Raw genomic sequence first — 17,895 nt, forward strand, 5'->3', positions numbered from 1 at the left:
TTACCAGCCGCGCTCGGCGAGCCGATGCGGCTGCGCGATGTCCTCCACATTGATGCCGACCATCGCTTCACCCAGTCCGCGCGACACCTTGGCCAGCACGTCCGGGTCGTCGTAGAAGGTGGTGGCCTTCACGATCGCCGCGGCGCGCTGCTCGGGGTTGCCGGACTTGAAGATTCCGGATCCGACGAACACACCCTCGGCGCCCAGCTGCATCATCATCGCGGCATCGGCCGGGGTGGCGATGCCGCCAGCGGTGAACAGCGTGACCGGCAGCTTGCCGGCGCGCGCGACCTCGACCACAAGGTCATACGGTGCTTGCAATTCCTTTGCGGCAACGTACAACTCGTCCTCGGATAGCGAGGTGAGCCGACGGATCTCGCCACCGATCTTGCGCATGTGCGTCGTCGCGTTGGACACGTCGCCGGTACCGGCCTCACCCTTGGAACGGATCATGGCCGCACCCTCGGTGATGCGGCGCAGCGCCTCGCCCAGGTTGGTGGCACCGCACACGAACGGCACGGTGAACTTCCACTTGTCGATATGGTTGGTGTAGTCGGCCGGGGTCAGCACCTCCGACTCGTCGATGTAGTCCACGCCCAGGCTCTGCAGGATCTGCGCCTCGACGAAGTGCCCGATGCGAGCCTTGGCCATGACGGGAATGCTGACAGTGCTGATGATGCCGTCGATCATGTCCGGGTCGCTCATGCGGGACACGCCGCCCTGCGCGCGAATGTCCGCGGGTACGCGCTCCAGCGCCATGACAGCGACAGCACCGGCATCTTCGGCGATCTTCGCCTGTTCCGGCGTAACGACGTCCATGATGACGCCGCCCTTGAGCATCTCGGCCATGCCGCGCTTGACGCGCGCAGTGCCGGTTCCGGTCTCGGGGGACGTTCCGTTGGTCGTGCTAGTCAACTGAGGGCTCCTGGATGTCGGTTTCTGGCACCAGTCTAATGCGGCCACACCAGCGATTTTGTCCCGGGAGGTGCGGTGACCGGCCTCACCCGATGAGGATCGGGTCGCGGCGCCCACCGGCGGCCACCGCATCCGCGGCAGTGGCGGCCTCTCCGAGCAGCTCTCCCAGCTGATTCGGGAACACCTGCTCCCCCGAGGCCGCGAGTGCGGCGATCTCCTCGGCGTCGCACCAGCGGTGCCCGGTGATGTAGCGCTGCTCCAAATTGGTGCGGCCGTCCGTGGCCGGTTCGAACCTCTTGGTCCGGTGCACGAAGAACAATTCCTCGGAGCGGATGGTGGTTCCGTTGAAGTCGAAGACAGCCACCCGACGCCACAGCGGGCCCACCAGGCGCCCGGAGGGAACCGATAAGCCGGTCTCCTCGACCAGCTCGCGCACCGCGCCGTCGCACAGCTTCTCCCCCGGCAACGTCTGTCCGCCCACGGTGAACCACCAATGCACCGCCGGGCTGGGGGCGGCGGGATCGAAGCCGCGCAGCAGCAGCACCCGGCCATCCTCGTCGAGCAGGATGATCCGCGCCGAGGTGCGGAAGTTGGCCAGGGCCGGGTCTTCGGTGCCCGCGCCCTGGCGGTCAATGATCTCGAAATACGTTGGCATCGGTGCGGTTCCGCCCAGACGCAACCAGCGCACCGGTCGGCGCACCCGCAGGGCCAGAGTGTCGCGTACCGCGTCGTTGTGGAAGCGCCGCGCGATCAGCACCCGCGTCTCGGCGTCGGCGAGCTCGGCCACCAGCGCAGGGCGCAGCCGCTCGGAGTCGACGGTGGACAACGCTGAGGCCAGCTGGTTCTCCGCATACTCGCGCCGGTCACGTTCGGCCCGCTCGGCTTTCGCGGCGAGTTTGATCAGTTGGTCGTCCTTGAGCGCATCTCCTACCGCCCGTGCGACGACGGCGCGGCGTGCCATCGCGGCATCGAGGGCCTGCCAGGACAGGTCGCTGCGCACGTGCAGTCGGTCCAGCCGGTTGGCCACCAGATAGGCCCACAGCAGGCCCAGCGCGACCAGCGTGCCGATGAGGGCGATGACGATGACGGTCAACGCCGAGAAGGTCACCAACTGTCGACCTTCACACGCGCACCGGACGCGGTGACGGTCTCGTAGACGAGCATGATCTGCTGCGCGACCACCGACCAGTCGTACCGCTGCACTGCCTCGGTGCCTGCCGTCACCAGCTTCGCGCGCCCCTCGTCGTCGCCGAGCACGTCGATGATGGCCGCCGCCAAGGCATCCGCATCACCGGTGGGTGTCAACCGGCCTGCCGAGCCGTCCAGGAGCACACGGCGGAAGGCGTCCAGCGAGCTGGCGACCACCGCGGTACCCGCCGCCATCGCCTCCACCAACACGATGCCGAAGCTCTCGCCGCCGATGTTGGGGGCGCAGTAGACGTCGGCGCTGCGCATGGCCGAGGCCTTGGTGGCATCGTCCACCTGCCCCAGGAAGCGCAGATGTTTCGCCAACGGCCCTGCCTGCGTGCGCAGTTCGGCCTCATCTCCTCGACCGACGATCAGGATCTCCACATCGGAGAAACTGGCCGCGATCTTCGGCAGCGCCCCCATCAACACGTCCATACCTTTGCGTGGCTCGTCATAGCGGCCCAGGAAAAGCACCGTCTTACCTGCCCGCGGGTAGCCCTCCAGCATCGGCGCGCCGGAAAAGGACCGGACATCGACGCCGTTGGGAATCTCGACCGCGTCAGATCCGAGTGCTTCCATCTGCCAGCGCCGGGCCAACTCCGAGACCGCGATCCGACCGACGATCTTTTCGTGCCACGGGCGCAGCACCGCCTGAAAGACGCTCAGCGTCAACGACTTCGTGGTAGACGTGTGGAAGGTGGCGACGATCGGGCCCTCGGCCACCATGAGCGCCAGCATGGACAGACTCGGCGCGTTCGGTTCATGCAGGTGCAATACATCGAAGTCGCCGTCGACCAGCCAGCGCCGGGTCTTGGCATAGGTGGCCGGACCGAACCGCAGCCGCGCTACCGAACCGTTGTACGGAATCGGGACGGCCTTGCCGCCGGATACCACGAACTCGGGCAGCTCAACGTCCGACGAGGACGGTGCGAGCAGGCTGACGTGGTGTCCGCGGTCCCTCATGACCTCCGCCAGCTGCACCACATGGGACTGGACGCCACCCGGTACATCAAAGGAGTACGGGCAGACCATCCCGATGCGCATTACGCCTGCCCACCAACGGGATCAGTCTCCCGGGGGGCTGCCCGACCATCAGTGTCCGATTCCGGGGCGGGCGCGGGATGGTTCTCCGGCGCCGGTTGGACCGGCGAGGTCCGCAACCTAGTTCGACGCTCTTCGGACAGGTCGTCAAGCCACAGCGGCTGCAACATATGCCAGTCCGCGGGGCGCTCGGCGATATTGGCGGCGAACTCATCGGCGAGCGCCTGGATGACGACCGCGACATCGCCCGATGACGTATCGATGGGCGCCTGGATCCGCACGCCCCATTGACCGTGCGGCTCGAACCAGCAGTGTGCCGGCAGCAAGCGTGCTCCGGTGTCGATCGCCAACCGGGCCGGGCCCGCGGGCATCCGAGCTTCTGCGCCGAAGAAGTCGACGGGGACACCACTGCGGCTCAAATCGCGATCGGCCATGAGACAGACGACGCGGTTTTCCCGCAGCCGCGTTACCAGCGTCTCGTACGGCCCGGTGGAGTCGCCGCTGGATGCGAGCACCTCGAAGCCCAGGGTTTCCCGGTAGTCCAGAAAGCGGCGGTACAGCGACTCGGGTTTGAGACGCTCGGCCACCGTGGTGAAGGTCCCGTAGGTTTGGGCCAGCCACACCCCCGCCATGTCCCAGTTTCCGCTGTGCGGCAGGGCGATGATCGTGCCCCGTCCCTGGGCCTGCGACTCATCGAGATTCCGGCGACCGAACAGGGAACTGTCCAGGCGAGCGGCCAGGCGCTCCATGTTGTGCGACGGCAGCCGGAATGCTTCACGCCAGTACCGGGCGTAGGAACGCATCGAGTCGATCATCAGCCGGTCAGGCACCTCGCGCGGATGCACGCCAAGCACGCGGGCCAAGTTCTTACGCAGCTGTTCGGGTCCACCGTTGCGGGCACCCACCATGGCACCGACATCGAATATGGCGCGGGCGAGCAGATCTGGCGTCATCTGCGTCAGATTCCAGCCGGCGGCATACCCCCAGTCAGCAGCACGTTCGCCCCACACACTCATGACTGATTCGTCTCCGCGGTGTCCTGTCCGGCATCGGAATTGGGCAGCAGATCAAGTGCGCCGGGAGATGTGCGCACCGCATGCATGCGCTGCGCCACCGTCACCAGGCTCGCGATCGCGAGCACCCACATCGCTACATGCAGCGGCTCCGGTAACCCGAACCCGCCGCTGAAGATCGCTCCGGCAAGCACGATGATGAGCCGTTCCGGGCGCTCGATCAGCCCACCGTCGGCACGCAGCCCGGAGGCCTCGGCCCGCGCCTTCACGTACGAGATCACCTGCGAGGTGATCATGCAGATCAGCGTGGCCACGACCAAAGACGTTGATCCCCAACCGAATGCCGCCCACCACAGCAGTCCGGCGAACACCGCGCCATCGGCCACACGATCACATGTGGCATCCAGCACCGCGCCGAATCTGGTGCCACCACCACGGGCTCGCGCCATCGCTCCATCGAGCATGTCGAACATGGTGAACAGCCAGACCGCCATGCCACCCCAGAACAGGTGGCCCGTCGGGAACAGGGTGAGCGCGGCGACGACCGTCGCCGCGGTCCCGAAGATGGTGACGGTGTCCGGGGTGAATCCGGCGCGCAGCACCGCGCCGGCAAGCGGGTTGATGATCTTCGCGAACGTCTCCCGGGACAAGAAGCCGCTCATGGCAGCTGCTCCCAGGCGCTGGCGAGTAGCTGGCGGGTGTCCCGCAGGAGCTGCGGCAGCACCTTGGAGTCGCCGATGATGGTGATGAAGTTGGCGTCGCCGCCCCAGCGCGGCACCACGTGCTGATGCAAATGTTCGGCCAGCGATCCACCTGCCGCCGTGCCCAGGTTGAGTCCCACGTTGAAACCGTGCGGGCGTGACACCTTTTTGATCACCCGAATCGCCTTCTGGGTGAACGCCATCAGCTCGCGACTCTCATTCTCGGTGAGGTCCTCGAGCTCGGCGACCTGCCGATACGGCACCACCATGAGATGTCCCGGGTTGTACGGGTACAGGTTGAGCACCGCGTACACGTGCTCCCCGCGCGCCACCACCAGACCGTCTTCGTCGGCCATCTCGGGAATGTCGGTGAACGGAGCGGACTCCGCCCCACTCGACTTCACCGCCTCCACCAGATAGGTCATCCGGTGCGGGGTCCAGAGCCGCTGCAGGTGATCGGGGTCGCCCACTCCCCGGTCGGTGATGGTCGAGTCCTCGTCAGTCACGGGTCCCCAGCTTCATCAGTTCGGCGGTCGGAGAAACGTTCTCGTGTCTGTTCACCCAATCGATGATGGCGGCCACGGCCTCATCACGGGGCACTCCGTTCACCTGGGTACGGTCGCGGAAGCGGAAGCTCACCGCGCCCGCCTCCACGTCACGATCGCCGGCCAGCAGCAGGAACGGCACACGCTGGTTGGTGTGGTTGACGATCTTCTTGTTCATGCGGTCATCGCTGACATCGATCTCGGCCCGAATGCCCTGCGATTTGAGCTGCGAGACAATGTCGCTCAGGTACGGCGCGTGGGCGTCGGCAATCGGGATACCAACAACCTGCACCGGCGATAGCCAGGCCGGGAAGGCACCCGCGTAGTGCTCGGTGAGCACACCGAAGAACCGCTCGATAGACCCGAACAGTGCGCGGTGGATGAGCACCGGACGCTGACGGGTTCCGTCGGCAGCGGTGTACTCCAGTTCGAATCGCTCCGGCATGTTGAAGTCGAGCTGGATGGTCGACATCTGCCAAGACCGGCCCAGCGCGTCCTTGGCCTGTACCGAGATCTTAGGACCGTAGAACGCCGCGCCACCCGGATCCGGGACCAGCTGCAGCCCGGAGTCGAGCGCCACCTGTTCCAGGGTCTTGGTCGCTTGCTCCCAGTCCTCATCGGATCCAACGAATTTCGTCTCATCCTTGGTCGACAGCTCCAGGTAGAAGTCGTCGAGCCCGTAATCGGACAAAAGATCCAGCACGAACCGCAGCAGCGACGTCAGCTCTTCGTGCATCTGCTCGCGGGTGGTGTAGATGTGCGCGTCGTCCTGCGTCATGCCCCGCACCCGGGTCAGACCGTGCACCACACCGGATTTCTCGTATCGGTACACCGATCCGAATTCGAAGAGCCGCAACGGCAATTCACGGTATGAACGGCCCCGCGCCCGGTAGATCAGGTGGTGCATCGGGCAGTTCATGGGCTTGAGGTAGTAGTTCTGCCCCGGCTTGCGCACGGTGCCGTCGTCATTGAGTTCGGCGTCGATGTGCATGGGAGGGAACATGCCGTCGGAGTACCAGTCCAGGTGCCCAGAGGTCTGGTACAGGTTTTCCTTGGTGATGTGCGGAGTGTTGACGAATTCGTACCCGGCGGCGGTGTGCTTGGCGCGCGAGTAGTCCTCAAGTTCCTTGCGGATGATGCCACCCTTGGGGTGGAAAACCGGCAGACCGGAACCGATTTCGTCGGGGAAGCTGAACAGATCGAGCTCCACACCGAGCTTGCGGTGGTCGCGCCGCAGCGCCTCTTCCAGCAGTTCGAGGTGCTTGTCGAGCGCCTCTTGCGACTCCCAGGCGGTGCCGTAGACGCGCTGCATGCTGGCGTTGGCCTGATTGCCGCGCCAGTAGGCGGCCGAGCTGCGAGTGAGCCGGAACGCCGGGATGTGTTTGGTGGTGGGAATGTGCGGGCCACGGCACAGGTCGAACCATTCCCGTTCCCCGGTACGAGGATTCAGGTTGTCGTAGGCGGACAGCTCGTCGCCACCGACCTCCATCACCTCGGGATCGTCGGCGCCCGACTTATCGGAGACAAGCTCCAGCTTGAACGGCTCGTTGGCCAATTCCGCCTGCGCCTCTTCCACCGAGCCGTACACCCGGCGTGAAAAGCGTTGCCCCTCTTTGATGATCTGCTTCATCTTCTTTTCGAGGGCCGCCAGGTCCTCAGGTGTGAAGGCGTGATCGATCCCGAAGTCGTAGTAGAAGCCATCGGTGATCGGCGGACCGATACCAAGCTTGGCCTTCGGGAAGAGGTCCTGCACTGCCTGCGCCAGCACGTGGGCGGCCGAGTGCCGGATGACGCTGCGCCCGTCCTCAGTGTTGGCCGCGACCGGCTCTACCTCGGTGTCGACCTCAGGAGTCCACGACAGATCCTTCAACCCACCGTCCACCCGGACGACGACGATGGCGTCCTCGCCCTTGCCCGGCAGACCAGCCTCGCGCACCGCAGTCCCCGCCGTCGTCCCGGCCGGCACCCGGATAGGGGGCACAGGGGAAGACGGGTTGGGCGCAGTCATCAGCAGTTCTCCACTTCAGAGACGGGGGGTTTGCGAACTCATGCTATCGGTCCACACCAGCGCCTTCCCAGCCGATGGGCACCGAGAGCACTCAGGCCGAGCGCGCCCGGAAGGTATTCCGGTAAGCGAGCGGGGAGACCCCGGTGAGCCGACGGAACTGCTCCCGGAAATTCGCAGGTGAACCGAACCCCACCTCGCGCCCGATCCACTCCACGGAGTCCGCCGAACATTCCAGCAGCTGCTGGGCATGACGGACCCGCACGCCGGTGAGCCACTGCATCGGCGTCTGTCCCGTTTCGGCCCGAAATCGCCGGTTGAGGCTGCGCACGCTGGTTGATGCCTGGACCGCGAGGTCCTCCAGGGAAAGTTCTCGATGGGCGTTGTGCTCGATCCACGCCAGCATCTCGCCGAGGCCTGCCTCGGTGCGCTGACGGTTCCGGATGACGTATTGAGCTTGACCGCCGTCCCGGTGCAGCGGCGCCACGGCCACCCGGGCCGCCTCGGCAGCGACCGCCGTGCCGTGATCGCACGTGACCATGTGCAAACACAGATCGAGCCCGGCCGAAGCCCCGGCGGAGGTGAGCACCTGGCCCTCGTCCACGTACAGCACATCGGCATCCAGGCGTACGTCCGGATACATCTGCCGAAACAGGTCAGCGGCGAGCCAGTGCGTGGTGGCACGCTTGCCGTCCAGAATTCCGGCCTCGGCGAGCGTGAAGGCTCCGGCGCAGATGGAAGCGATGCGCGCACCGCGGGCGTGCGCGGCCTGCAGTGCCTCGATGACGCCGTCGGGCGTGGGCGCGGTCACGTCGTTGCGCGCGGGCACCACGATCGTGTCGGCGTTCGAAAGAGCCTCAAGCCCAAGATCTGTGGCGATGCCGAACGGTCCGGCAGAGACGACGGGTGCCGTGCCGCACACCCGCACCCGGTAGGGCCGGGTGCCGTCGGCGAGGTGCACGCGGCGAAACACCTCCACAGCGGTCGCCAGGTCGAACCCGATGGTGTCGGGAAGGGCGAGGACGAGTACCGAGTGAGGCTCGCCCGAACGACCCAAGAGCACCGAGTGAGGCTCGCCCGAACAGCCCGGAACGGAATGCATGCGGCGAGCGTAACTCGTTGTTGGCAATATCTCGTTGGGTACTGTCTATCTGGCCACTTCTGCCGCCGTGATCGGCCGACAACCATGGCAATCATGCAGATAGCGATCCTGGCGTACCCGGGCATGACGGCGCTCGACGCGATAGGCCCCTACGAAATGCTGAGGGGGCTGCCCGAGGCCGAGTTTCGATTCGTCTGGCACGAGCCGGGGCCGATAGTGACCGATAGCTGTGTCCTGGTGGTCGGCGCCACGCATTCCTTCCAGGAGACCCCGGCACCGGACATCGTCCTGATCGGCGGCTCGATACCGGCCACCATGAGCACCGCCGCCGACGACGGCGTTCTCACCTGGCTGCGGAAGGTTCACCTGGGCACGACGTGGACCGCATCGGTATGTAGCGGGTCGCTCATTCTCGGTGCCGCCGGGATCTTGCGGGGAAAGGACGCCACCTGCCATTGGGCCGGGCAGCGGGTGCTCACGACCTTTGGGGCCAATCCCCAGCGGGACAAGCGAATCGTCCGTGACGGCAAGGTGATTACCGCCGCAGGGGTGTCCGCAGGGCTCGATCTTGGTCTGTGGCTCGTCGGCGAGATCGCCGGACAGCCGCGCGCCGAGGCCACTCAGCTGTGCATCGAATACGACCCGCGGCCGCCATTCGATACCGGCCACATCAGCAAGGCCTCGGCCCGCAACAAGGCAGATGCGGTGCTGATGATGAAGGGCATGATCTCGGCACGCGATGCCGGCGCGGAGGTCGTGGCGGGCTCGAAGGTGCTGTGGGCGAACGTCATCGACCGGGTGCGGCGAAGGTCAGCCGCCAAGCCCTAGCGGGCTCTTCAGCCAATGCGCCTCGATTCCGGCCAGCGCGGCGACCCAGCCGACCGCACCCAACACCCACAGCGTGACCACCACCAACGCCGCGGTGAACAGCACCCCGATCCCCCGCAACCACTGAGGTTGAGTGGAAAACCAGGCCATGAACCTGTCGTACCGGGCCCTGACTGCGTGAAGAAGCTTTCTTGCCCAAGAGAACTCGGAGGCAAGAATCGCCAGGCCGAGGAAGACGATCGCCCAGCCGGGCCCCGGATAGGGGATAGCAATGATGCCCGCACCCAGCACTGCCAGACCGATGATCGCAACCGCCATGCGGTAAAAGACGTTCAATGCCGGACGGTCCCGCACCCCGTCGCGCCATCGGGCCCACCGACGGGTACGGCCGCTCACGGCTGACCGGGATTGAGCTTCACAAAGAGAGCGTCGGCCTCGGCGAGCACATCGTCGCCGTCGAGCAATCTGCTGGTCAGGTACACCTTGCGGCCCTCGACGCGGTCCAGGGTGCAGTCGAACTGCAGCTCCTTCTCGATCGGCGTGACCTTGCGGTAGTTGATGTTCAGGTACGCAGTACGCAGCTTGCGCAGGTCCGTGAGCAGCATCGTGCCGGTGCCGATGATCGTGTCGAAGAGCAGGCCGAGACATCCGCCATGCACCGCCCCGTTTCGGCCCAGGTGGTAGCGCCCGAAAGTGGCTGTGCCGGTGAGCACTCCGTTGTCGAAGCTATCGATTGTCATCGGGACCAGCAGGATGTTTCCACGCAGCGGAAGATCGGTGCGACGGCCCGAGGGCGAGTCCCACTCCGAAACCTCGTACGGGTCCAGCAGCTCGTTCATGGCCTCGAGCTGGTTGGCCAGATTGGTGATCACCTCATCGGGTGGCAGGGCGGCGCGAGCGCGATCCTGCAGAGTCCGCAGTGCATCGATGAAACGGCCGTAGTCGGGGCCGCCCTTGAGGGTCGGGTCGGGCGGATTGAACCCGCCACCCTCATGCGCTGTTACTGCTTCCTCGGTGGTCATACTCCCCTACGTTATTGGGGTGGATATTGCACGGCTGAGCCAGCTCCCGTTCACCTACTCCGAGATCGGCGCGACGGCCACCGAGTTACCCGCCGGATATCACCATGTGCGCGAATCTCGGCAGATCGGAACGGGTAGGGCGCGGTTCGACGATGCTGCCGCAAGCCTCATGCGATTCGGTATCCAACGTGGGATCGGGCTGCCCGTACAGACGTCGGCACCGGAGGCCGCCGCCGGCGTGAACGTGATGACGCGGCTATGGCCGTTCTGGGCGCTGTGCCGCATCGTGTACGTGGTGGACGAGCCGAATCGGCGCGGTTTCGCATACGGCACGCTTCGAGGACACCCGGAAACCGGCGAAGAGGTCTTCATCGTGCGCTTTGATCCATCCAATGACGTTGTCTCCGTAGAGATAACCGCATTCTCCAGGCCGTCGTACTGGTGGGTCCGGGTGGGCAATCTGGTGGTCAAGCAGCTACAACGTGTGGTAACTCAGCGCTACCTGCACGCACTGTGAGCGACGCGCGATCGGTTGCTGCACACATAACCCTCCCCCGGTAACCTACATGTTAGCTGGGTGACGGATACAGCTACTTCACTGGCGCGTCGAATAAGCGGGCGTGTCTTGGTCATTTAGCGCCGAAAGACAAACAGGCGCATTGTTCAGCAAATCTTCCGAGCATTCGAATCGTTATGATGTGTAACCTTTTGTTCAACTTCGATTCATGCGTTTTTAGGAGCTCTGAACCTCATGGTTTCCCTGCCCGCTGGCATCGCGCTGTTCGCCGGAGCCCTGGGCGCCTCGGCCGCGATGTTCATCGCCCCGGTGGCGGCTGCAGACCTCCCGGTGTGTTCGGCCGGCGAGACGCCGTACAACCACAGCTGCCGGACCGCGTGCGCGGGCGGCGCACCGCGCGTCGGCGGGGCCTGCACCCAGCCCGGCACCAACCTGTACGACCGCGGATTTCACGAGCCCACCCATGAGGGCGCCAACCCACGCACGCCGCTGGGCACCAACCCGCAGGTCCCCTACGGCACGAATACCACAACCGTTCTGCAATAAAAGATTTCGGCACGGTGCCCGGTTGACAACGTCGTCGGCCGGACACCGCCGTCTCCAGCAGATTCCGCTCACGGGAATAAGACCCGCCTCCGCGAGGTATAAAGCTGACATGGAACTCCATGAGGCCGCGCGCACACTCATCGGGGCGGGTGCTGATGCCACGCTGGTCACCATCAATCCCGACGGCACTCCACAGGTGTCCGTGGTGTGGGTAGCCCTGCAATCCACGCCCGAGGGCGACGAGCTAGTGGCCGCTCATCTGTCCGGCAATTACAAGAAGCTGCGCAACATCCGGCGCGATCCCCATGTCGCGGTGACCATCCTGGCGCCCAGCCAGCCCGGACAGCAGCGCGAGTACCTGTCCGTGACCGGTTCGGCTCGCGTAGTAGAAGGCGGCGCACCCGAGCTGCTCAGTCAGCTCGCGATCGCCCTGCTGGGCTCCGACGAGCACTTCCCGCCGCCCGGCTCTCCCGAGGGGTACCTCACCCGCATCCGTGTCGAGTCGGTTGGCGGCCACGGCCCCTGGGCGCCACAACCCTGACATCAGTCGCGGACGATGCCCTTGGTGCGCATCAAGAAGTCCGCGAGAAATCCGTCGTGTGGGACCTCGGGGTCCGCATACGACGTGAGATGCCTGCCGCTGTACACGTTGGCCACCGTAGGCTCGTTGAGCAGATCGTCGATCAGCTCCTCGTCCTTGGTAATCGCGTTGATCACCAAGGAATGCCGCAGCGGGGCAAGGCCGTCGGCGCGTGTCCACGGCGAGACCCACACGCATGGGAACGCCAGCTCCGTGTTGAGTGGGCCGATGTCTGGTCGCGCCAGCAGGTGTACTGCCGGTCGCAGTACCGCCGAGCCGTCACCGAGGTCTGCGACCACCTGGTCGGCGCCCAGCAGCGCTGTGGTGCCGACAGATACGGCCGCCAGGTGCTCGGCATAGCGTCTGGCCGCCGCTATGGGCTGAGCTGGTAGCGCAGCACGTTCGTCGGTGATCGGAAGCGCGGGGATCGTCGCCAGCCTGGCGGTGATCGCTTCGGCCAGGGGTCGCGGATCGCCTTCGTAGAGAACGGCGGTGGCGTTGGTGCAGGCCATCCCGCCCTGCCCGCTGATCGACTCGACGATGACGTCAAGGTAGTCGCGCCAGTCCTGTTCGGCGGTGATCAAGATCTTGGTGCGGCCCGGCCCGTTCGTCAGCACCGTCGGGTCGTCGGCATAGCCGTCGACGACGTCTTGTCCCCCGTAGACGACGGCGAGGTCGGCGGCGGTGATGATCTCGGCCGCGCCCGCATGGTCGGTGGGTAGATAGAGGGCGTCTTCGGGCCGAAATCCGGCCTGGCGTAGGGCATTGACAAGCCGGTGTCCGGTGAAGGGTTCGCGCCGCGATGGACGGATTGCCACCCGGTAACCCACCGCCAGCGCCTGCGCCCACGTGCTGTGCACACCGGGGCTGTTCCCCGACGCGTGCACGGCGAGCACCTCACCGCGGCGCGCCCACACCGCGCTTCCTCGCCGGGTGCGCTCGTCGCGCCAGTCGATGGCGGCGCCCATCGGGCGGGCAGGCGCCACCGAATCGGCCGCGACCCGTACCGCGTCCGCGACACCACGGGCACTGGCCCGTGCAATCGCGATCGGTAGCCCCGACACCCGGCTGACCACCTCGACGTATTGCTCGAAGCCGAGGCCGCCGAGCTGCGCGTCGACGAAGATCGCGGCAGCGTCTGCCAGCGCGGCGTTACACCGATCGTGTGGGAGGGGCTTGACCGTGCGTTGCGCCTGAATGCTGCGGCTCACATACAGCGGGGGCGCGATGCTCAGCTCGGCGACCGGCGCTCCGGCCACATCGGTGATCACCTCACGGTTTCGGGTGCGGTACTCGCCACCGGGGCCAAGGGCGTCAAGTGCGATCACGATCAGTAAACGCCCTCGATCACCGGCTCACCCTCAAAGTTGGCGACCGGGACCACTTCACTGACGGAATCACCAATCTGATTGTCCGGGCCATTCCTTCGAATCGCAGTGTCGCGTTCGAGGTTGTTCGGAATGAACATGCCCTTGCTGATGTGATTCATCACCACCTGGCCGCGCTCACCGTAGGGCACACACTCCCCCGTATCGGGATCGATCACCCAGAACACCACGTAGGGTGAGCGCGGATCGAAGACGAAGGCGTCCCCGTCAACGCGAGTCCTTGCCTGGGACAAGATCATTGTGCTACCGAAGGCCATCGCGATCTCGGCCGTCGGGAAGATCTCGCGGAGCAGATCGAGAGTGTCCAGGTCTACGTGGGCGCCGCTGATCAGTATGTAGCGGATCTTCTGGTTGACCAGGTCCACCATGGCGTCGTCGCGGGCGATGGCGCCCAGCAGCGGCGGGCTGGTGTGCAGGTTGGCGACCCGCTGGGTCTGCAGCACGAACCTGGCCTGCTCCAGGACGTGCTCGACATACCCAGACACTTCGGCGGTGGCGTTGCGTGCGGAGAGTTTCTTGACCCACCGTGGGTCGAGGTCCACCGCATAGAACACCGAACCCAGCCGCTCGCTGACCGCACGCGAGAAATGACCGACCCCGTGCGGGCCACTGGGCATGAGGAACAACAGACCCTGCCCTGCTACGAAGCCGCCGGCGGTGAAGTCCTCGACCTGCCATTGCGTGACCTGCTCAACCCAATCGGGTAGTTGCGCCGTGCGTTTGGGTGCACCGGTGGTGCCACCGGATTCGAAGATCTTGGGCACCGGCGCCGGGGTTCCATAGCCGCGCGGGATGAGGTCCTCGACGGGTGCATCACGCAGCTCGTTGACCAGGTTCGGGAACAGCCGAAGGTCCTCGAAAACCTTTACGTCGGTCAACGGGTCGAAGTTCAGGGTCTGCGCGGTGCGCAACCAGAACGCCGACCCGGTGTCCTCGCCGAAATGCCAGGCGATCGCGGCACGCAAGTAGGCCTCGGGATCTGGGACGGGCCCGGTTCGCGGGACGTCCAACAGCGAGAGGTCGATCTCAGCCATGCGGCCATCCTGGCGCAGGAAACGCGATCCTAGAAGGAGTTTCACCGCCGTTCGTGGCGCGTTAACCCTGCCGGATCGCTGTGGGGCTGTCTACTAGCGGACTTTCGCTGCCGTGCGATCGTCGATTTCGCGGCGCAGTTCTGGCCCCGACCACTTCTCACCGGATGCGGTTGCCTGGTGGATCAGGCTGACGAGCGCGGCGTTGACCGGCGCACTGACGCCGAGCTTCTTGGCAAGCTCGACTACTTCCCCGTTGATGTAGTCGATTTCGGTCGGCCTGCCACGGGTGAGGTCGTCCAGCATGGACGAGCGCGCCTGAGGGTCAATCTCGACCATCTGCCGAGCCGCCCGGGCGAACACGGCGTCCGGCATCCGCAGCACCCAGGGCATGAACGCGAGCGGCGCCGCAAGAGGACTGACCACTGCCTGGCCACTGCGGCGCAGCAGCCCCAGTGCCTCGCGTTGCGCGGCGGCCAGGACCAGACGGTAGTCCCGCTGTCCCAGTTCGGCTTTCAGCGGCAAGCCCGAGAGTGCGTTGACCGCATTGTTGAGGTTGACCACGAGCTTTCCCCACTGAACCGCCGACATGTCCTCACGCACGGCGGTAGGCAACCCGCTCTCGGTCAGTGCCTGTGCCAGGGACTCCGCACCCGTAGAGATCGACAACTTTCCCTGCGTGCCCTGATGAAAGTGCGCCGGCCCGACCTGCGCGACGTTGAAGCCGACCATTCCGGTAATGACGCGGTGCTGCGTGACGTATCGCGATATCTCGGTGGGGTTGCGTATCCCGTTCTGCAGACTGACCACCACAGCTCCGGGCCGGAGCCGGTCGGCCAGCGACGCCGCCATCTCCGCGGTCGCGGCCGATTTCACCGTCACCAGCACCACATCGGCGGCGCGGACCGCATCGATGTCTTCGGAGAACACGCATTTGTCTCCGGGAATCGTCGCCGACCAACCCAGATAGTCCGAAAGAGCGAGACCACGCTCGGTGATCGACTCGCCTAGGGCGGCGCGGCCGATGTACACCAAGTCATGCCCGGCGGCCTGCAGCCTGCCGCCCACATAACAGCCGATGCTTCCGGCCCCCGCGACAGCGATTCTCATTGGGCTCCAAACTCAACGCTCTGCGCGGTCGCGCGGGCACGATCCCAATAGTACGGATTGTGCGAGTTGATGACCTCCACATCGTCGCGCGTGACCAGCTCACGTAGCTGTTGCGCGTTGTACAGCCGCGAGGTGGCATCGGCCTGCACCAGACTCTGAAACACCTTGAACACCAACGGGCATCGCGGATCTGTGAGCATTTCATCGGGGTGCATGAAGGCATCACCCGCGTGTACGAGCCACCGCGGGCGCCCGATGCCACCGGTGTCGATCACCACGCCGACATGCCCACGGCTATGCCCCGGAAGCGGAATGATCGCGATCTCCTCGGGCAGACCGTGGAGTTGCCGCACGGCGCGGAAGCCGAACCACTGATCGCCACCGATCGAATACTCGGACCAGCGGTCACCTTCTCTACGTCCCATGAGTTCGGGCTGCCCGCTGTAGCGCACCTTGTCGTGAAGTGTCAGCTGCGCACGTATGGATTCTGCTTCGATCGCGTGCACATGCAAACGCGCGTTGGGAAAGTCGTCGACTCCGCCGACGTGATCGTGGTCGTGATGGGTGAGCACGATGTCGGTGACATCGGCAGGGTCATAACCGAGTGCCTGCACCTGGCGCACCGCTGCCTCCGATTCGGCGAACCGAGGGTTGAGCAGAAGCTTGAGGGGACGGCCGATCCTGGCCACCGGATCGGCGACATCGCGCAGGCCGAATCCGGTGTCGACAAGCAGCAGCCGCGTTCCGGTGTCGACGAGCAGACAATGGCAAATCAGCCGGCCGCGCTGCCAGGGTGCTCCCGCGCCTTCCATGAGCCGTTTCCCGACGGGCGCCATCGTGCCACAGTTCAGGTGATGAATGCGCATGGTTAATCCTCTGACCCGGAAAGCTTCGCGAGCGCATCTATCTCCACCAGCAGCCCGGGCGGGAGCCCACCAAAAAGGGTGGTCCGCGCCGGGTAGGGCTTGCTGATGGTGTCCTCGAACGCCTTGTTCAGCTCGGCGAATCCTTCTGGTGCGTGAAGGAATACCCGCAGCATCAGCACATCGCCGAAATCGGCTCCGGCCGCATTCAAGATCGCCTCGATGTTGCGCAATGCCTGGACGGTCTGCGCGTAGACGGTCTCTCCGGCCAGCGAACGGGTCTGGGCATTGATCCCCACTTGCCCGGACACCTGCAGGGTGTCACCAATGCGTATGGCTTGCGAGTAGGCGCCGACGGGATCTGGCGCCGCGTTGGTTTCGATCTGAGCCTTGGCCATCCGAACTCCTTTGCTACCAAATGAATGAGACGGTTATGAGGTGGGTCCGCTCGAGGACGGGCGGGGAAGGGTTTCTCTCAGGACGCGCAGGGCATTGCCGCCGAGAACCCCGGCTGCCCCGGACGCATCGAAGCCGGTGCGCAACAGTGCGTCGATCAGCGACGGAAATCCGGTGGGCCCGTCGAACCCCGGGACATACCTGGGTATGCCGTTCATATCCGTTCCAATGCAGAGGTGCTCGGGGCCGACCAGCTCTGCCAGGTGCGAGGCGTGCCGAGCGAATTCATCCAGGTCTCGCATGCCGATGCCGCGAAATCCCATCGGCCACAATCCGATCAGGCCGCCGGTGGCGGATATCGCACGCGCCTCCTCGTCGCTGATGTAGCGCGGAAATTCATGGACCGCCAATGCGCCGGTGTGCGAACTGACCACCGGTGCGGACGTCTGATCGCAGACGGCCAAAGTGGTAGCCGCGTCGGCGTGCGCCAGATCTATCAGCATGCCCAGCCGGTTGGCTTCTGCGACAACCTCTTTACCGAGGGCGGTCAGACCCGAGGAGTATCGTCCGGACCGCACTGCCCTGCTGCCCCTACTCCCGGATAGCGACGTACCGATCGTTCCAAGGGCGTTGTCCGCGTAGTGCACCAGACCCAGCACCCGCACCCCCATGCGGTGAAGGTCGATCAGCCGATCCGGTTGTGCTCCCACCACATCGGCGCCTTCGACACCGAGCATGACTGTGGCAGTGTCGCCTGCTTCGATCTGCTCTACGGTCTCCACCACCGCGATACCCGCCGCGGAGGCCTCGGCCCGGGCCAGCTCCAGCTGGGCCTTCACGCCATTCCATGGCGAGCGCAGTCGCCATGCGGTACCCAGCAATGCGTCCCCGACTGCGGTGACGATAGCGAGGTTCACCTTGCCCTTGGGCAACTGCGACAGCGGTTCGGACTGCATGTCTATTGTCTTGGCGCCCAATGTGCGCAGCCATCGCGGCACAATGCTCAGGCCGTGGGTGTGCATGTCGATGGTCAGCGCGGTGTCGTTGAGCTTCCTGGCTTGCTCGACCGTGGTGCTCATATCGGGCGCCTCGCGATTCCGGGCA

The 17,895-nt window shown here is 65.3% G+C and carries 20 protein-coding genes; 4 read left to right on the forward strand and 16 right to left on the reverse strand.

The window, feature by feature from the left end; all coding sequences use genetic code 11:
* The 8 genes from pdxS to HBA99_RS14560 all read right to left on the reverse strand — a co-directional run bounded on the left by pdxS (position 1) and on the right by HBA99_RS14560 (position 8,510).
* Complete coding sequence (pdxS, locus tag HBA99_RS14525) at positions 1-915, reverse strand: pyridoxal 5'-phosphate synthase lyase subunit PdxS (protein ID WP_030093622.1); 915 nt, start codon at positions 913-915, stop codon at positions 1-3.
* An 85-nt stretch (positions 916-1,000) separates the two neighbouring features.
* A complete protein-coding gene (locus HBA99_RS14530) occupies positions 1,001-2,023 on the reverse strand; it encodes an NUDIX hydrolase (protein WP_070952609.1) in 1,023 nt (340 codons plus the stop codon).
* Entirely contained in the window at positions 2,020-3,147 is a 1,128-nt protein-coding gene (locus HBA99_RS14535; RefSeq protein ID WP_030093624.1) for a glycosyltransferase family 4 protein, read from the reverse strand. Before HBA99_RS14535 ends, HBA99_RS14530 begins: the two co-directional genes overlap by 4 nt.
* Positions 3,147-4,160, reverse strand: a complete 1,014-nt coding sequence (locus HBA99_RS14540; protein WP_081347756.1) for a phosphatidylinositol mannoside acyltransferase — start codon at positions 4,158-4,160, stop codon at positions 3,147-3,149. The genes HBA99_RS14535 and HBA99_RS14540 overlap by 1 nt, the downstream gene beginning before the upstream one ends.
* A complete protein-coding gene (pgsA, locus tag HBA99_RS14545) occupies positions 4,157-4,819 on the reverse strand; it encodes a phosphatidylinositol phosphate synthase (RefSeq protein WP_064409017.1) in 663 nt (220 codons plus the stop codon). Before pgsA ends, HBA99_RS14540 begins: the two co-directional genes overlap by 4 nt.
* Positions 4,816-5,364: an ATP adenylyltransferase gene (locus HBA99_RS14550; RefSeq protein ID WP_030093627.1), complete on the reverse strand. Its 549-nt coding sequence runs from the start codon at positions 5,362-5,364 to the stop codon at positions 4,816-4,818. Before HBA99_RS14550 ends, pgsA begins: the two co-directional genes overlap by 4 nt.
* Positions 5,357-7,411 (reverse strand): threonine--tRNA ligase, encoded by a 2,055-nt coding sequence (gene thrS / locus HBA99_RS14555; RefSeq protein WP_030093628.1) that lies wholly within the window; start codon positions 7,409-7,411, stop codon positions 5,357-5,359. Before thrS ends, HBA99_RS14550 begins: the two co-directional genes overlap by 8 nt.
* A 91-nt stretch (positions 7,412-7,502) precedes the next feature.
* The gene (locus HBA99_RS14560; protein ID WP_081347757.1) at positions 7,503-8,510 is read right to left on the reverse strand and encodes a GlxA family transcriptional regulator; all 1,008 of its coding nucleotides are present in this window, start codon (positions 8,508-8,510) and stop codon (positions 7,503-7,505) included.
* A gap of 93 nt (positions 8,511-8,603) precedes the next feature.
* Here HBA99_RS14560 and HBA99_RS14565 point away from each other — a divergent pair, with 93 nt between their 5' ends.
* Positions 8,604-9,338 (forward strand): DJ-1/PfpI family protein, encoded by a 735-nt coding sequence (locus tag HBA99_RS14565; protein WP_070952653.1) that lies wholly within the window; start codon positions 8,604-8,606, stop codon positions 9,336-9,338.
* Here HBA99_RS14565 and HBA99_RS24850 read toward each other — a convergent pair.
* Both HBA99_RS24850 and HBA99_RS24855 read right to left on the reverse strand, forming a co-directional pair.
* On the reverse strand, positions 9,321-9,734 hold the full coding sequence (locus tag HBA99_RS24850) for a TIGR02611 family protein (protein ID WP_057966927.1): 414 nt from the start codon (positions 9,732-9,734) through the stop codon (positions 9,321-9,323). The two genes, HBA99_RS14565 and HBA99_RS24850, sit on opposite strands and share 18 nt — an antisense overlap.
* On the reverse strand, positions 9,731-10,360 hold the full coding sequence (locus HBA99_RS24855; protein WP_030093632.1) for a PaaI family thioesterase: 630 nt from the start codon (positions 10,358-10,360) through the stop codon (positions 9,731-9,733). The genes HBA99_RS24850 and HBA99_RS24855 overlap by 4 nt, the downstream gene beginning before the upstream one ends.
* Positions 10,361-10,379: 19 nt before the next feature.
* Between HBA99_RS24855 and HBA99_RS14575 the strand changes: the two genes are divergently transcribed.
* The 3 genes from HBA99_RS14575 to HBA99_RS14585 all read left to right on the forward strand — a co-directional run bounded on the left by HBA99_RS14575 (position 10,380) and on the right by HBA99_RS14585 (position 11,964).
* Positions 10,380-10,877, forward strand: coding sequence for a DUF1990 family protein (locus HBA99_RS14575; protein WP_070952610.1), 498 nt, complete (start codon positions 10,380-10,382; stop codon positions 10,875-10,877).
* A 234-nt stretch (positions 10,878-11,111) separates the two neighbouring features.
* A complete protein-coding gene (locus tag HBA99_RS14580; protein ID WP_070917519.1) occupies positions 11,112-11,423 on the forward strand; it encodes a hypothetical protein in 312 nt (103 codons plus the stop codon).
* Between the two features lie 109 nt (positions 11,424-11,532).
* Complete coding sequence (locus HBA99_RS14585) at positions 11,533-11,964, forward strand: PPOX class F420-dependent oxidoreductase (protein ID WP_070931192.1); 432 nt, start codon at positions 11,533-11,535, stop codon at positions 11,962-11,964.
* A 2-nt stretch (positions 11,965-11,966) separates the two neighbouring features.
* Here the strand turns inward: HBA99_RS14585 and HBA99_RS14590 are convergent, their stop codons facing one another.
* The 6 genes from HBA99_RS14590 to HBA99_RS14615 all read right to left on the reverse strand — a co-directional run bounded on the left by HBA99_RS14590 (position 11,967) and on the right by HBA99_RS14615 (position 17,870).
* Positions 11,967-13,331, reverse strand: coding sequence for an aldehyde dehydrogenase family protein (locus HBA99_RS14590; RefSeq protein ID WP_070931193.1), 1,365 nt, complete (start codon positions 13,329-13,331; stop codon positions 11,967-11,969).
* Between the two features lie 2 nt (positions 13,332-13,333).
* A complete protein-coding gene (locus HBA99_RS14595) occupies positions 13,334-14,425 on the reverse strand; it encodes an acyl-CoA synthetase family protein (RefSeq protein ID WP_070931406.1) in 1,092 nt (363 codons plus the stop codon).
* Positions 14,426-14,518: 93 nt separating this feature from the next.
* Entirely contained in the window at positions 14,519-15,532 is a 1,014-nt protein-coding gene (locus HBA99_RS14600; protein ID WP_070931194.1) for a 2-dehydropantoate 2-reductase, read from the reverse strand.
* Positions 15,529-16,398 carry an MBL fold metallo-hydrolase gene (locus HBA99_RS14605; protein WP_070931195.1) on the reverse strand — a complete coding sequence of 290 codons (870 nt, stop codon included), beginning with the start codon at positions 16,396-16,398 and terminating at the stop codon, positions 15,529-15,531. Before HBA99_RS14605 ends, HBA99_RS14600 begins: the two co-directional genes overlap by 4 nt.
* Positions 16,399-16,400: 2 nt before the next feature.
* Complete coding sequence (locus tag HBA99_RS14610; RefSeq protein WP_070931196.1) at positions 16,401-16,793, reverse strand: RidA family protein; 393 nt, start codon at positions 16,791-16,793, stop codon at positions 16,401-16,403.
* Between the two features lie 33 nt (positions 16,794-16,826).
* Positions 16,827-17,870, reverse strand: a complete 1,044-nt coding sequence (locus tag HBA99_RS14615; RefSeq protein WP_070931197.1) for a dipeptidase — start codon at positions 17,868-17,870, stop codon at positions 16,827-16,829.
* Between the last annotated feature and the right edge of the window lie 25 nt (positions 17,871-17,895).

It is taken from the genome of Mycobacteroides chelonae (assembly GCF_016767715.1).
Lineage (GTDB): Bacteria > Actinomycetota > Actinomycetes > Mycobacteriales > Mycobacteriaceae > Mycobacterium > Mycobacterium gwanakae.

Excerpts from the sequence above, each read along its gene's own strand:
- HBA99_RS14540 (WP_081347756.1), bottom strand. The coding sequence starts at position 4,160 with ATGAGTGTGTGGGGCGAACGTGCTGCTGACTGGGGGTATGCCGCCGGC.
- HBA99_RS14610 (WP_070931196.1), bottom strand. The coding sequence starts at position 16,793 with ATGGCCAAGGCTCAGATCGAAACCAACGCGGCGCCAGATCCCGTCGGC.
- pgsA (WP_064409017.1), bottom strand. The coding sequence starts at position 4,819 with ATGAGCGGCTTCTTGTCCCGGGAGACGTTCGCGAAGATCATCAACCCG.
- HBA99_RS14585 (WP_070931192.1), top strand. The coding sequence starts at position 11,533 with ATGGAACTCCATGAGGCCGCGCGCACACTCATCGGGGCGGGTGCTGAT.
- thrS (WP_030093628.1), bottom strand. The coding sequence starts at position 7,411 with ATGACTGCGCCCAACCCGTCTTCCCCTGTGCCCCCTATCCGGGTGCCG.
- HBA99_RS24855 (WP_030093632.1), bottom strand. The coding sequence starts at position 10,360 with ATGACCACCGAGGAAGCAGTAACAGCGCATGAGGGTGGCGGGTTCAAT.
- HBA99_RS14580 (WP_070917519.1), top strand. The coding sequence starts at position 11,112 with ATGGTTTCCCTGCCCGCTGGCATCGCGCTGTTCGCCGGAGCCCTGGGC.
- HBA99_RS14565 (WP_070952653.1), top strand. The coding sequence starts at position 8,604 with ATGCAGATAGCGATCCTGGCGTACCCGGGCATGACGGCGCTCGACGCG.
- HBA99_RS14615 (WP_070931197.1), bottom strand. The coding sequence starts at position 17,870 with ATGAGCACCACGGTCGAGCAAGCCAGGAAGCTCAACGACACCGCGCTG.
- HBA99_RS14535 (WP_030093624.1), bottom strand. The coding sequence starts at position 3,147 with ATGCGCATCGGGATGGTCTGCCCGTACTCCTTTGATGTACCGGGTGGC.
- HBA99_RS14595 (WP_070931406.1), bottom strand. The coding sequence starts at position 14,425 with ATGGCTGAGATCGACCTCTCGCTGTTGGACGTCCCGCGAACCGGGCCC.
- HBA99_RS14560 (WP_081347757.1), bottom strand. The coding sequence starts at position 8,510 with ATGCATTCCGTTCCGGGCTGTTCGGGCGAGCCTCACTCGGTGCTCTTG.
- HBA99_RS14605 (WP_070931195.1), bottom strand. The coding sequence starts at position 16,398 with ATGCGCATTCATCACCTGAACTGTGGCACGATGGCGCCCGTCGGGAAA.
- HBA99_RS14600 (WP_070931194.1), bottom strand. The coding sequence starts at position 15,532 with ATGAGAATCGCTGTCGCGGGGGCCGGAAGCATCGGCTGTTATGTGGGC.